Origin of the sequence: Pseudomonas sp. NFACC45 (assembly GCF_900113505.1) — a bacterium.
In the GTDB taxonomy this organism is placed as follows: domain Bacteria; phylum Pseudomonadota; class Gammaproteobacteria; order Pseudomonadales; family Pseudomonadaceae; genus Aquipseudomonas; species Aquipseudomonas tehranensis.
On the sequence record NZ_FOPO01000004.1, the window covers coordinates 289,787 to 304,604 of the forward strand.

Consider the following 14,818-nt stretch of genomic DNA (forward strand, 5'->3'; position numbering starts at 1 on the left):
AAACCGTCAGTTGAGTTTCCACTTCTCGATGATTCGTTCGAGCGAACCGTCAGCCTTGATCGCAGCGATGCCTTTGTTGACCTGCGCCAGTGTTGCGCTGTCCCCTTTGCGCACGATCAGGCAAACGTCCCCCATCACCACAGGCTGATAACTCTGTACCAGGTGCACCTTGTTCTGTGTGCCCTGAGCCAGTTGGTAGGCCACGATCGGGCGATCGGCGAAGCCTGCCTTGATACGGCCAAGCGCCAGGTCACGCATCAGATCAGGGATCGAGTCATAGCCACGGACCTCCTTGAAGACACCACGCTTGTTCAGCTCATCGATGAACACAGTACCGACCTGGGCGCCGACTACCTCACCGGCAAAATCTTCCATGCGGGTGTACTGGGTCTGGTCGTCGGCTTTGACGATAAGCCCCTCGCCATAGCTGAAGACCGGATCAGAATACTGCACCACCTTTTCCCGCGCCGGCGTCCGGAGCATGGCGGCGGAGATCAGGTCGATCTTGTTTGAAGTCAGTGACGGAATAAGCGAAGCAAAAGTGGTCTGCTGGATCTCCACCTCGAAGCCGCCAGCCTTGGCCACCGCCTGCGCGGCGTCGACCATCATGCCCTGGATGCTCTGGCTTTTGACGTCGAGAAAGGTGAAGGGAATACCCGTCGCGGTTGCGCCAACCTTGTAGACGGGCTCGGCGACGACATTGGCTGAAGCGATGCCAGTAGCCAGAGCGACAACGAACGTGAATGCACGAAAGCGAGTAAGCATGGCGTATCTCCCATTGGACGTTTTTGTTTGTCTTAAGTCCGGTAAGGGTTGCCCCAATGAATGGCAGGAGGCTCAAAATGACTATAAACGATTTACTAAAATCGTAAAGAGATTTATAAATATCGAATATCGATACTTATAAATCAATAAAACAAGGATTCCCCATGACCGATACCCCTCATCCCCTCTTCAATCAGTCACTGGAAAAAGGTCTGGCCGTGTTGCGGGCTTTCAACGCTTCCCGGCGCACGATGAATCTGGCGGATATCGCGCAAGCGGCAGAGATCAACAAAAGCTCCGCGCAACGCATGATTCACACCCTCGAAGAGCTGGGTTACGTGCGCAAGCATCCGCAGACCAAGCGCTTTCAACTGACCCCGAAAGTCATGGAAATCGGCTACAACTACCTGGCCGCCGACACGCTGGTTGACGTGGCCAATCCGTTCCTTGCCGAGCTGGCGCAGGCTACCGGGGAAACGACCAATCTGACCGAGCCCGACGGACTGGACATGGTTTACGTTGCACGCTTCGTAGCGCCGAAATTCATCCCTATCCACATGCCCATCGGCAGTCGGATACCGATGTACTGCACCGGTTCTGGACGAGCCTTTCTAAGTGCCCAGCCAGACGACGAACTCGCTGCCGCACTGCAGGCCAGCGACCGCAAACGACATACCCAATACACACTGACCGAGATTGCCGACATCATTGAGCAAATCGAGGCCACGCGGCGCAGGGGGTACGCCATAAACAGGGAAGAGCTGTTCCTGGGCGACATGTCCATAGCTGCGCCCATCATTGGCAGTCAGGGCCTGCCGGTGGCGGCGGTGCATGTGGTGGTGCCCAGCAGTCGCTGGACCATGGAGGAAGCCGAGCGCAAGCTGGCGCCCGCGGTTATCGAGTGTGCACGGGCGATTCGCTCGTCAATACGAACCCTGTAGCCGATGAATTTTTTTGCGGCAGTCGGAAGGCGAGGCATGCTGAGTCGTGCGCGAACTGTTTTCGCCGTGCAGGAGGGTTGCCCGATACAGGGCGAGCCGGCGGCGCGCTTGAGTGCACCGCTACAAAAATGAGCGCTTTAAAGTTTTTACCCCATAAAGTATTTTTGCAGCACTGACTGGGGCCAGATGTGCCCTACTCTTGACCTGACAAGGAACTTGCGTGAGCGGACTGCGAGAACGGCAAAGGCTCGAACGGCGCCAAGCCATCAGTAAAGCGGCGATCGAACTGTTCGAACGCCAGGGCTTCCAGAACACCACCATCGAACAGATCGCCAACCAGGCGGGCGTTTCGGCGCCCACGGTATTCAAGTACTTCGGCAACAAGCAGGAAATCATTCTGGAAATCCTCCATGAGGCTGACCGACGCGCCCTGCACGATACCCGCCGCCTGATCCCGGCCATGGACGACCCGGTGGACGCCCTCTGCTACCTGGAAAAACTCCTCACCGATTATGCCCTCCAAGTCATGCACCCCAGCCTGTGGCGCGAGCTGTTACCGCTGATCCTGTTCGGCGGCCAAAGTGAATTGCCCGAAGGCTACCGCGCCATGAACGATGCTCTGCGCGCTGAAATCAGCGGTCTGCTGCGCGAGTTGCAACAGGCCGGCAAACTGCGTGCCGACCTGGACGTCGACCTGGCGGCGTTCCTGCTCAACGACTACGCGCACCTGCAACTGCTGCGCCTGGTCAGCCAGATACCGCCGGACATCGAATCCCACTCCAGCCAGGTGCGACGCATCACCGCCCTGCTATTCCAAGGCATGCGTACCTGACCCTGGCGGGCATCCTGGTCGCTGAAATCACCACCCAGGATCGGCTAATTGCGGCGACGCAACCATAGCCACGCCGCCTCGCTGTTCAGCGATTGGTCTTGATGGTGGTCCAGACACGGGTGCGGATACGCTCCATCGCCGCCGGCATCGGCTGCAGCGGGAACAGGGTTTTGCGCGCCTCTTCAGGAATATACATGTTGGGATCGTTGCGAATCTCGGCATTGACCAATTGCGTCGAATCCTTGTTGGGGTTCGGGTAGCCGATCCGGTTGCTGATCATGGCGATCACTTCCGGGCGAAGGATGTAGTTGATAAACGCGTGAGCCTCGTCTGCATGCGGCGCATTGATCGGCACCACCATCACATCCGACCACATTGGTGCCCCCTCCTTGGGCAATGCCATGGCTACCTTGACGCCCTTGCCTGTCGCGTCCGCCAACCGCTTGGCCAAGGCCACGCCGCCAGACCAGCCTACCGCCACGCAGACCTCATCGTTAGCCAGGTCCATGCCGTATCGCGAGGAGTTGAAGTAGGTGATATCGGGGCGGATCTTCAGCATCAACTGCTGCGCCTGGGCGTAGTCCTCACGTTTCTGGCTGTTAGGGTCCAGGCCCAGGTAGTGCAAGGCGATGGGCAGGATCTCGTTGCCTGCGTCGAGGAAGCCGACGCCGCAGCCGGCCATTTTTTTCAGGTTCTCTTCCTTGAAGATCATGTCCCAGGTGTTCATCTGCACATCCGCGCCAAAGATCTTCTGGACCTTGTCGACGTTGTAGCCGATCAGCGTGGTGCCCCACAGATACGGCACAGCGTACCGATTGCCGGGGTCGCCCACCGCCTCCAGGGAGGTCATGAACTGCGTATCGAGGTGTTGCCAGTTGGGCAACTGGCTGCGGTCCAACGGTTCGATGGCGCCGGCGGCGATCAGATGGCTGATGTTAGAGCTGCTGGGAAACACCACATCGTAGCCGGAGTTGCCGGTCAACAACTTGGATTGCAGGGTCTCGACACTGTCGAACACATCATAGATCGGACGAATGCCGGTTTCTTGCTCGAAGTCCTTGAGGACTTCGGCTGGCAGGTACTCGATCCAGTTATAGATGCGCACCGTGCGCTCTTCGGCCAAGCACCAGCCGCTGCACAGCCAAGTGATGACGACGCCCGACAAGGTATTACGCAAAGACTTGTTCATGCTCAAACACTCCTACGCGGCCGCGATGGCTCGCGGCGCTCAATAACGGTAGGTGAAGTAGAGTTCCAGGGCATCGAAGTTCCGGTCATTGCCGAAGATTTGCTTGGCCGCCGCCAGGGGTTTGACCCAGTTGTACGACAGTGAGGTGTAGAAGGACGGCGTTGGGGTCCAGTCGAGAAATACCACGCTTTCATCGGCAAAGCGCCGGTCACTGACTGCAGCACCCATGTAGTTTTTCTCGTCGAGCCAGAACTGATAGTGGATCGCGCCCAGGGTCAGGGTTTGGCTCAGGTGCGTCTTGAGCGAGAACTGCTGGACGTTTTCGTTGCTGTTGAACAACAGGTAGTTGCCGACCACGTCGCCGACCAGCCAGGTACTCCAGTCGATGAAGCCTTTACTCAGCGGGTCCCAGGCCTTTTGCCGATTGTCACCTGGGTTGTCGTCGCCGGAAAAGCTCGCGTAGCGGTAACCGAGGATCGGCGTCAGCGGCACGTCGCCAAAGGCATAGTCGGCCTGGGCGTACCAGGCGTTGGCCGCATAGTCGACGCCCTCACCACTGCCGCGCTCCACAGCGTATTCGGCGTTCAGGGTCAAGGCTGCGACACCCGGCACCTTGGTATTGAGCGCGCGCAGGTTGTAGACCTGCATGCCGTCGCGCCGTCGTGGCAGCGTGCTGCCGCGCGGGCCGAGGGCGTTGACCTTGAGCGCCATCGCGCCGAGGGTGACTTGGTCGTCGAGGTTGTAGTCGAGGTTGAATCCGGTCATGCGAAAGTCACCCAGGTCGTCGTCGGTGCGTAAACTGAAGACCTGACTTTTCAGCGCACCCTGCTCCCAGGCCAGGATGGCCGAATCCTTGAAAGCTGTACGCGGACCGAGCCAGTAGGCGCCGTCGTTGAACTGGTCGAGGTTGCCATCCATAACGATGAAACCGGTGCCGACCATATAGTTCTGGCGCCCGGCGGTAAGCTTCCACTCGCCGACCTGCACGCCGGCAAACATCTCCTCGCTGGCCACCTGGCCGTCAGAGCTTCGGGTAAAACCACCCGCGTCGCCATCACCGAAGGTGGTGGCGGCCACCACCGACGCGCCGCCGAGCAGGTTGACGTCCGGGGTCAGGGCGTAATCGAACTTGATGCCGGGTTTAACGTAAAACTCCTGCCAACCGATACGGCTGCCGTCATTGCGGCCGTTGCGCTGGTCGACCCGGCCACTGCCGAAGTTGACGTTGCGCGTGGTGATGGTCGCACCGCCAGCGGTGAGGTTGAGCTCGCCCTTGAGGTCGCCGTCCTCGAAGGCGTAGCCCGCCAGGGCAACCTGGGCGCTCAGGGGCAGACAGACCGCCGCCAGCGCGCGGGTAGAACGCATCGTGAAATACATCGTGAAGCTCCTGTGTAGTTATTGTTGTTACAGGGCAGTTGCAGACGGCACAGCACGCCGCCAACACCTGGGCAAGCCAGGTGGAATCCAAACGCTGGATCGTTATTGTTGGAAGTGGCGTCAGCGCGTCAGATGCGCAGCAATGGCGCGCAGCATGCGCACGCTGTCGGCATCGAACGGGCCGACCGCCTCCGGCAGCGACGACTGCTTGACGATCACCACTTTGGAAGGCTTGTCGATGAACAGGTATTGGCCATGGATGCCACCCGCCATCAGGGCCTGACTGTGGTCGTTGAACACGTACCACTGGCTGCGGTAGGACGCGCCGGGCGTCCACGCCGAAAACTCGGGGTTAGCCGCATAGATCGCCGGAGACGCGCCACTGGCGATACGCCCGATGGCCTCGCTGGACAACAGTTGCGAACCTGCGTGCCGGCCGTCATTGGCCAGCAAACGACCAAAGCGTGCCATGTCACGAAGGGTGGCGCTGAAGCCGGCACCCGCCACGCTGCGCCCCCAGGGGTCGGCCATGAAATAGCCGTCGCGCTCACAACCCAGCCGGCTCCAGACCGCTTGCAACAATTGCGCGCAGGACCTGCCCGAGGCACATTCCATCACCCAGGCCAGGGCCTCGGTGGTGGCGGTCACGTAATGGAAAAACCCACCGTGCTCACCTCGCTTTCGCAACGACGGCAGGTACTGGTAAAGGGATTCGAATTCGCTGTATTGGCTTGGCGCCGGGTTGAAACCGCAGGCATAACCGTATTGCGAACTCTCGGACGCCGGGTCGTCATAGACCTCGCTGTAGTCGACCCCCACAGCCATGTCGAACAGCTGACGCACGCTCGCATCACCGAAGGCGCTGCCTGCCAGCTCGGGCACGTAGCTGCTGACCTGGCGCGCCGGGTCGAGCACGGCATCGCTGATCAACTGTTCGCCCAGCACGCCGATCAGCGACTTGGTCACCGAAAACATGATGTGGCGATCGTCAGGACGCTGACCGTTGAAATAACGCTCGAACAGCACCTGATCACCTCGCATCACCAGAAAGCCATCAGTGTGACTGGCCCTCAGATGATCAAGCACGCTAATGCTCAGGCCGCAAACGCTGTCAAAATGCAGCTCATCCAGCGCCTGGGGCGCTTCGGCCAAGGGGTCGCATGGGCCCCGCCCAGCCTGCACTTCAATGGATGGGCGCAACTGAGACAGATGGCGAAACCCCCAGCGGTTGAAGGGCGGGCGCATCCAGTTTTCCCAAGTCACACGCTGCTCCGGCGCAGCGGGAAACCCTTGCATCAAGCGCGGAACGACCGGCTCGACCAGTGAAGATTCATTGACCTCTACGTAAAGCCTGACGAGTAAGGGGACGGCGTTCTGGCTCATCTATGTGATCCTGGAAATGACTCTGCGTGGGAGCAGATGCAGGAAAACAATTACCCCTATAAAATATTTTAGTCAATAAAATATTTTATAGGGGTTTGATATGTCCACCTCGTCGGCGGAAAATGCCACAGGCCAAAGACCTGTGGTGATGAGGGTCAAATCCTTTGATATACAAGCCGAAGCGGCCGGAACCGGTATCGCTTAGTTAGTATTTAGCATCCCAGCAGCGAAACAGGACGCTGGCGTTAACGCCGCCGAACCCGAATCCATTCGAGAGCGCATGGGTGATCGGCATCTTCCGGGCATTGAGGGCGACCAGATCAAGCCCCTCTGCGGCCTCGTCGGGGTGAAGCAGGTTCAGCGTCGGCGGTACGACTTGATCACGCAGCGCGAGCACTGTGAAGATCGCTTCAATGCCCCCCGCCGCCCCCAGAAGGTGCCCGGTGGCGGACTTGGTCGAGGTGATAGCTACGCCTGAGTCAGTCCCGAACACCGAGCGAATCGCTGCCAACTCCCCGTTGTCGCCCACCTGTGTGGAGGTCGCGTGGGCATTGATATGCTGCACGTCGGTGGGGCTGACCCCCGCCTGGCGCAGAGCCTGCTGCATGGCACGCCGTGCGCCGCTGCCGTCTTCCGGGCCCGCCGTCAGGTGATAGGCATCGGCGCTGGTGCCATAGCCGACCAGTTCGGCCAGGGGCTTGGCACCTCGAGCCAAGGCATGCTCCAGCGACTCGATCACCAGCAGCCCGGCCCCTTCGGCCATGACAAAACCGTCACGGTCACGATCAAAGGGACGCGAGGCCTCCTGAGGGCGTTCGGCAAAGCCCGTGGACAGCGCGCGGGCGGCGGCAAAACAGCCCAGGGTCACACGGTCTATCGCCGCTTCGGTACCGCCACATATGGCGATATCCGCCTCACCGCTTCTGATGAGCCTGGCCGCATCGCCAATGGCTTGCACCCCGGCGGCGCAAGCCGTTACAGGCGCACCGAGAGGCCCCTTGAGCGCATGCCGGATGGAAACGTGTCCGGCCGCCATGTTGGCGAGAAAGGCCGGCGCGGTGAATGGCGACAAGCGGCGCGGCCCACGTGCATCGGTAGTGCGTACAGCGTCGGCAATTGCGCCAAAGCCACCAACGCCCGATGAAATGATCGTCGCGGTGCGTTCCTGGTCTGAGGCTTGCGTCGGATGCCAGCCTGCCTGCGCCAGGGCTTCATCGGCAGCGACCAGGGCGAACTCGATGAAACGGTCCATCTTCTTGCGATCCTTGACCGAGATAAAGCGCTCGGGGTCATACCCCGCAACGGCATCCTCTTGCAGAGACGGCACCTGGCCACCCACCGCAACGCCGGTACCTTCGGTGATATCGCCAGACAGGTTACGAATACCGGAACGTCCTGCCAGCAACCTCTGCCAGACTTCTTCCACTGCACAACCCAGGGGGCTGACAATGCCCATGCCTGTGACGACGATTCGCTTTTGACCTTCGGCAGTCATCATAAAAACCTCTTCATTTCTCAGTCGACATCCACTGACAACAGCAGGCGTTTGCTGGCTTACGCCAGCCTCGCTGTTTCAGTTTGGACCTGTTTGTCAGGATGGATCTTGAACCAGATGGAATACATCGCCGGCAGAAACACCAGCGTCATGATGGTGCCGACGAAGGTCCCTCCGATCAGCGTGTAGGCCAGCGTCCCCCAGAAGACGGAATGCGTCAGGGGGATGAATGCCAGGATGGCCGCCAGCGCCGTCAGCAGCACCGGCCGGGCCCGTTGCACGGTGGCCTCGATCACCGCGTGGAACGGGTCCAGCCCTTCTTGCACGTTGTGGTGGATTTGCCCAATCAAAATCAGCGTATTGCGCATCAAAATGCCCGACAGTGCGATCAGGCCAACCAGGGCGTTGATACCAAACGGCTGCTGGAAGATCAGCAAGGTCGGCACCACGCCAATCAATCCCAGCGGCGCGGTGAAGAACACCATGACCATCGCCGAGACCGAGCGTACCTGGAGGATGATGATCAGCAACGTCAGGGCAACCATGATCGGCAGCAGCGGCACGATCGCCTGACCGGCCTTGCCCGACTCCTCGATGGCCCCCGCCTGCTCGATCCGGTACCCGTCAGGAAGGGTGTCCATGAGCGGCTGCAGTTGTTTGAGGATTGCGCTCGAGACGTCCGGTGGTTGCAAGCCTTCGGCAATGTCGCCGCGCACGGTAATGGTCGGCGTGCGATCACGCCGCCGCAGGATAGGATCCTCCATGCGCACATCAACCTCGCCGACCTGGGACAGCGGAACACGCTGCCCCGCCGCGCCCACCAGGGTAAAACCTTCTATCTTGGCGGGATCGAGTCGAATATCGCCCGCAGCGCGGCCGACCACCTGCACCGAACGGATGTCCTCGCGAACCGCCGTAATCGGCACCCCCGTGAGCAGGAACTGCAACTGCTGGGCGACGGAATTAGAGGTCAGACCCACCGCCTGCAAGCGATCTTGATCCAGGCTGAAATGCAGCGTCGGCGTCAGTGGTCCCCAGTCGGTATTGACGGTCCGCATCATCGGGCTCGCCTGCATGACGTCCTGTACCCGACCGGCGATCTCGCGCAACGTTGACGGATCGGGGCCCATGACCCGGTAGGCCACGGGGAATGGCGAATACGGACCAAACACCAGTTGAGTCACCCGCACCCGCGCCTGCGGGGCGAGCCCTTCGGCGACCGCTTCGCGAAGACGGAACTTGAGGGTTTCACGGGCCTCCTGGCTGCTCGTCAGCACCACAATCTTGGCGAAGGATGGGTCAGGGAGCTCCGGCGCCATCGCCAGGTAGAAGCGCGGCGCACCTTGACCGATATAGGCGGTGACGATTTTCGCCTCATCCTGTTTTTGCAACCAGGCCTCGACCTTGGCCGTGGCGGCGCTGGTCTGCTCGATGGAGGTTCCATAGGGCATCTGCACCTCGACCATCACCTCGGGACGGTCTGAGGTCGGGAAGAATTGCTTCTTGACCAGACCCATGCCGAGAATCGCCACGACAAATGTCGCGACCACGGTGCCGGCCACCCACCATTTGCGCGCGATGACGCGGGTCAGGAGGCGGCGGAAGCGATTGTAATGGCGGGTGTTGTAGATCGCCGCGTGACCGCCCTCGACCGGTTTGATGTCCGGCAATAGCTTCACCCCAAGATAAGGGGTAAAAGCCACCGCGACGACCCAGGAGGCGATCAGGGCGATGCCGACGATCCAGAACATGTTGCTGGTGTATTCGCCGGCGGTCGATTGCGCAAAGCCGTTGGGCATGAAGCCAATCGCCGTCACCAGCGTACCGGACAGCATCGGCGCAGCGGTGTGGCTCCAGGCATACGCGGACGCTTTGATCCGGTCGTAGCCCTCCTCCATTTTTACCACCATCATTTCGATCGCGATGATCGCGTCGTCCACCAACAGCCCGAGCGCCAGGATCAGCGACCCCAGGGTGATCCGGTCGAAGTTCTTGCCGGTGGCCGCCATCACCACAAACACGATCGCCAATGTCAACGGTACGGCGGCTGCGACCACAACGCCTACACGCCAGCCCATGCTGAGAAAGCAAACGAGCATGACCACCAGCAGCGCGACAAAAAATTTGACCATGAACTCACCGACGGCCGAGTCAATGTTCACGGCTTGATCGGTGACCTTGGTCAGCGTCATGCCCAGTGGCATGCCTTCATTGATCTTGGTCGTCTCGGCGTCCAGTGCCTTGCCCAGGTCCAGGCCGTTCCAGCCCTCGCGCATGATGATCCCCAGCAGCAGCGCCTCTTCGCCGTTATTGCGAACCAGGAAAGTGGCCGGATCTTCATATCCGCGCTCGACTGTCGCGACGTCCGAGAGCTTCAGCGTGCGCCCCTGGATCGTAAGCGGTGTATCGCGAATTTTCGCCAATTTATCGAAGGCGCCGTCCACCCGCAGGACGACTTGCGGCCCTTGGGTTTCGATCGAGCCAGCAGGCGTGAGCAGATTCTGGCTGTTCAGCGCGGCGAAGATGTCCTGGGGCGAGACGCCCAAGGTGGCCAAGCGATCATGGGAGAAGGACACGAAAATGCGCTCGGGCTGCTCACCGATGATGTTGACCTTCTTCACGCCCGCCACGTGCAACAGGCGCTGGCGCAACGCTTCGGCATCTCGCACCAGCAGGCGCTGCGGCTCGCCTTTGGCCTTCAGGGCGAACAGCGCGAAGGTCACGTCCGAATACTCGTCATTGACCATCGGCCCGATGACACCCGCCGGCAGTCGGGTGGCCTCATCGTCGAGTTTCTTGCGTGCCTGATAGAACTCCTCCTGCACTTGCGAGGGCGGCGTGCGATCAACCAGTGAGACCATGGTGAAAGCCAGACCTGGACGGGTGTAGGTTTCCGAGCGGTCGTACCATTTCAGTTCTTGCAGGCGCTTTTCCAGCGGCTCGGCGACTTGGTCCTGCATCTCCTGGGCGGTCGCGCCCGGCCAGGCAGTGATGACGGTCAATTGCTTGACCGTAAACGGCGGGTCCTCGGCACGCCCCAACTGGAAGAACGCCAAGGTACCCGCGACGGCAATCAGGAAGATCAGGAACACGGTAATGGAGCGCTCGCGAACGGCGAGTGCCGATAAATTGAGACTCATTGACGGCCCCCGGCAACCTTTACGTCACCCTGTGGGCTCAGCCGCACTTCCTCGCCATCGCGCAGTAGATGCGCGCCCAGCGCGACAATGCGCTCGCCAACCTTGAGCTCACCTGCAACTCGGGCAGCGTCGTCGCTCAAGCCCAGGACCTGAACAGGCCGCCAGCTGACTTTCGCCGGTTGCCCGGCAATGACCCACACACCGGTTCCCTTGCCCGGGTCATAAAGGGCTGCGATCGGAACTTGCAGGACCGGCCCTTGCGCGCCGTCTTCGGCGATCCGAAGGGTCACGGTCGAACCCAGCGGCGCATTGGCCAGCCCGCCCGCCAATACATACCGCGCCTCAAAGGTGCGTGTCACAGGGTCAGCCGAATCCGACAGCAGCCTCAACTTGGCAGTGACAGCAGCCGAGGTGTTGCCGTAAAGCGTCGCCTGCGCGGTGGACCCTGTGGCCGGACGCAATGTCTCAGGCAATTGCACGATGGCTTCACGCTGACCGGCCCGTGCCAGCCGAACCACCGGCTGCCCAGGGCTGACCACCTGCCCGGGTTCGACGAGTGTCTCCATGACAACGCCATCGGCGTCCGCCAGCAGTACGGCATAGCCCGACGCATTCCGGGCCACGTCAGCCTGAGCTTGCGCGGCGCTGAGTTGTGCCTTCGCGGTATCGGCGGCGGCTTTGATCTGGTCGTAGCCGGACGCGGAAATGGCACCCGCGGCGACCAGTTCGCGATAACGAGCCTCGTCATCGGCGGTCTGTTTGGCTCGGGCTTTGGCGGCAGTGACAGCTTCTTGCTGCGCACGTGCTTGCAAGCCTAAGTCGATGGGGTCCAGACGCATGAGCGGCTGCCCCCGCTTAACGGTCTGACCGGTATCGACCAGCCGCTCAAGCACCTTACCCGACACTCGAAAACCCAGGTCACTCTGGACGCGAGCCGCCACGACTCCGGTGAATGAACGCCAGAGGCCGGACGAGTCCTGAACTTCGGAGACCCTCACCAAAGGGGCGAGCGTGCGCGGATCTTTGGCGGTGGAAGAGTCGCCACACGCCGTCAGGACGAGAGGCAACAAGCAAGCGACAAGGGTGACAGGTCGAAGCCGGCGCATAGATTCCCTACTTGAAGAATAGAAACAGGTGTCACATTCTCTGGCGCGTGACCAATACTGTCAATGGTCACAACCGTTGCGGCCAGAGACTTAATTACAATTTTCTCAACACTTATTGCGACCATGGCCCCCAGTGAGAGCACCCACCCATGAGGAGTTCATTGACAGAAAGTGACCAATATATAATATGGTCACACATCAATCTCCACTTCAGGAATCTCCATGTCGCCACTGCACCCCGCTGCTCTGATACTGAGTGCCAGCTTGATGGCAGGCTGCGCGGTGGGTCCGGACTATCACCGTCCGGACACTGCGCTATCGGACCGTTTCCTCGGTCAACCCTCTGTCGAACAGCGGTCCGCGACGATGCCGGCCAGTCTCGTAGCTTGGTGGGAAGGCTTTGATGACCCAACGCTGACCGAATTCGTCGCCAAGGCACTTGAGCAGAACCTGGACCTGGCGCAGGCCTCGGCGCGCGTCGCGCAGGCGCGGGCCGGCCTGGGTGCGGCCAATGCTGCTTTGCTGCCCTCGGGCAATATCAGCGGCCAGGCTGCGCGCGCCTATCAGTCAGTTGAAACCCCACTCGGCCAGGTGCTGAATTCAACGCCTGGCTATGATCGGTATGGAAGCGCTTACGAACTCAACCTTGGGGCCAGCTGGGAGGTCGATTTGTTTGGCAGCCTGCGCCGGTCACGCGAGGCCGCCCTGGCCGAATACCAGGCATCCGCAGCGGGCGCCACGGCCATCCGCCTGGCCGTCGCTGCGCAGACCGCCGACATCTACATCACTGTCCGCGGATTGCAGACCCGTTTGGGCATTGCCAACCAACAGGTCAAAACGCAGCAGGAACTGCTGGAGAAGGTCCAACTGCTCTACAGCAAGGGCCTCGCCGCCAGCTATCAGGTTCGCCAGACCGAGGGCGCCTTGGCACAGGTCCAAGCAACAGTTCCGGTCCTGCAAATTGGCCTGGATGCTGCGATGAACGCACTGGATATCATGCTCGGCACGCCGCCCGGCACGCATCGCACACAACTGGCCAATGCGCGGAGCATTCCTCTGGCACCCCAGATAACCGCTATGGGAACCCCTGCCGATCTGCTGCGCCGTCGGCCCGATCTCATCGTGGCCGAGCGCCGTCTAGCGGCCTCCAATGCACGCATCGCAGAGGCCGTTGCTGAGTACTATCCAAAATTCTCCCTCAGCGCGTTGCTCGGTAGCGCCACCGCCGTATCCGCCGGCAACCTTTTCACCGGTGGCGCCAGCCAGTCGGCGGGTGTATTGGGACTGCGCTGGAGGCTCTTCGACTTTGGCCGTATCAACGCGCAAATCGATCAAGCCAAGGGACAGGAAGCCGAGGCCCTGGCCGCTTATCGCCAGTCCGCGCTGCGTGCCAGCGAGGATGTCGAGAACGCGTTCTCCTCGTTGGTCAATCGCGAAGCCCAGGCGACCACCCTCACCGTAGCAGAGACGGCCCTGACTCAGGCCCGTCAATCCTCGTTCATTGCCTATGAGAAAGGCACCGCCAGCCTCATCGACGTCCTGCAAGCCGACGAAACACTGCTGCGGGCTTCCGATGCTCGAGCGCAAGCGCGAACCGAATCGGCACGAGCGGCGGTCGCAGCGTTCAGGGCACTGGGCGGTGGCTGGCAGCCTTCCCACGCCGAGCCTGTGGCAACTCGATGACGTAACCAGGTGACGTGGCATCGCCTGCCCGCCCTCCTCCCTAAGCTAAAACCAGCAGAGAACAGCGATATGAAAACGAACGATAACTCTTGGGTGCTCATCACGGGCGCATCGAGTGGATTTGGCGAGGAGTTTGCCCGGCAATACGCAGCACAAGGGAAATCGCTGGTCCTGGTAGCACGCCGTTTGGATAAACTCCAAGCGCTGTCGGCGCAGTTGCACGAACGCTTCGGCGTTGAGGTGCTCGTCGAGCAAGTCGACCTGTCCTCGATTCCGGCAATCATCGAACTGTACCAGCGACTGAGCGAGCGCGGTGTCGTGATCGATGTGCTCATCAACAATGCCGGTCATGGCTTGCAGGGGCCCTTTCTGGATCAATCCGTAGAACAATCCCTGGCCATGATCGATTTGGACATCGCCAGCCTGACAGCCCTGACGCGCCTCTTCGCGACTGACATGCGGGCCCGAAAACGCGGACATATCCTGATGGTTGCCAGCCTGCTGGCCTTCCAGGGCGTGAAGAATTTCGCCGTTTACTCTGCCGCGAAGGCCTATGTGCTTCGCTTCTCTGACGCACTTCATCGTGAACTCAAAAACGACGGCGTCGTGGTAACCGCACTTTGCCCCGGGATGTCGGACACCGGATTTGCACAAAGCGCCAGGCAAAAGCTCACACCGGCCCTGAAAATGGTGATGATGCAGCCCCAGCCCGTTGTCGCTGCGGGAATCCGTGCGCTGCAAGCCGGACGCATGAGTGTCGTGCCAGGCTTTGGCAACAAAGCGATTACGGTCTTGACCTGGGCCACGCCTCGCCGGTTTCACCAAGGCATCATGGCGCACGTCATGGGCGTCTGAGTGGGCGATGTGGAGACCTTCCCGAAGGGAAAGGAATGCGTACAAATAGGCC

11 protein-coding genes are annotated in these 14,818 nt (G+C 60.7%); 4 read left to right on the top strand and 7 right to left on the bottom strand.

What is annotated here, in order from left to right:
* Positions 1–6: 6 nt before the first annotated feature.
* Positions 7–765, bottom strand: coding sequence for an ABC transporter substrate-binding protein (locus BM132_RS09250; protein ID WP_092396293.1), 759 nt, complete (start codon positions 763–765; stop codon positions 7–9).
* Between the two features lie 164 nt (positions 766–929).
* Between BM132_RS09250 and BM132_RS09255 the strand changes: the two genes are divergently transcribed.
* Together BM132_RS09255 and BM132_RS09260 are read left to right on the top strand one after the other, a co-directional pair.
* Entirely contained in the window at positions 930–1,706 is a 777-nt protein-coding gene (locus tag BM132_RS09255) for an IclR family transcriptional regulator (protein WP_092454804.1), read from the top strand.
* Positions 1,707–1,926: 220 nt separating this feature from the next.
* Complete coding sequence (locus BM132_RS09260; protein ID WP_092454805.1) at positions 1,927–2,538, top strand: TetR/AcrR family transcriptional regulator; 612 nt, start codon at positions 1,927–1,929, stop codon at positions 2,536–2,538.
* 85 nt (positions 2,539–2,623) lie between these two features.
* Here BM132_RS09260 and BM132_RS09265 read toward each other — a convergent pair whose 3' ends face one another.
* From BM132_RS09265 to BM132_RS09290, 6 genes are all read right to left on the bottom strand, one after another.
* On the bottom strand, positions 2,624–3,727 hold the full coding sequence (locus BM132_RS09265; RefSeq protein WP_092454807.1) for a polyamine ABC transporter substrate-binding protein: 1,104 nt from the start codon (positions 3,725–3,727) through the stop codon (positions 2,624–2,626).
* A gap of 39 nt (positions 3,728–3,766) precedes the next feature.
* Positions 3,767–5,104 carry an alginate export family protein gene (locus tag BM132_RS09270; RefSeq protein WP_092396285.1) on the bottom strand — a complete coding sequence of 446 codons (1,338 nt, stop codon included), beginning with the start codon at positions 5,102–5,104 and terminating at the stop codon, positions 3,767–3,769.
* Between the two features lie 120 nt (positions 5,105–5,224).
* Entirely contained in the window at positions 5,225–6,487 is a 1,263-nt protein-coding gene (locus BM132_RS09275; RefSeq protein ID WP_092454809.1) for a serine hydrolase domain-containing protein, read from the bottom strand.
* A 205-nt stretch (positions 6,488–6,692) separates the two neighbouring features.
* The gene (gene fabF, locus BM132_RS09280; RefSeq protein WP_092454811.1) at positions 6,693–7,985 is read right to left on the bottom strand and encodes a beta-ketoacyl-ACP synthase II; all 1,293 of its coding nucleotides are present in this window, start codon (positions 7,983–7,985) and stop codon (positions 6,693–6,695) included.
* Between the two features lie 56 nt (positions 7,986–8,041).
* On the bottom strand, positions 8,042–11,122 hold the full coding sequence (locus tag BM132_RS09285; protein WP_092454813.1) for an efflux RND transporter permease subunit: 3,081 nt from the start codon (positions 11,120–11,122) through the stop codon (positions 8,042–8,044).
* Positions 11,119–12,228: an efflux RND transporter periplasmic adaptor subunit gene (locus BM132_RS09290; protein ID WP_092454814.1), complete on the bottom strand. Its 1,110-nt coding sequence runs from the start codon at positions 12,226–12,228 to the stop codon at positions 11,119–11,121. Before BM132_RS09290 ends, BM132_RS09285 begins: the two co-directional genes overlap by 4 nt.
* Positions 12,229–12,450: 222 nt before the next feature.
* On the opposite strand from BM132_RS09290, the gene BM132_RS09295 reads away from it, so the two are divergent.
* Positions 12,451–13,911, top strand: coding sequence for an efflux transporter outer membrane subunit (locus BM132_RS09295; RefSeq protein WP_092454816.1), 1,461 nt, complete (start codon positions 12,451–12,453; stop codon positions 13,909–13,911).
* 69 nt (positions 13,912–13,980) lie between these two features.
* A complete protein-coding gene (locus BM132_RS09300) occupies positions 13,981–14,766 on the top strand; it encodes an SDR family NAD(P)-dependent oxidoreductase (protein WP_092454818.1) in 786 nt (261 codons plus the stop codon).
* Positions 14,767–14,818 lie beyond the last annotated feature (52 nt).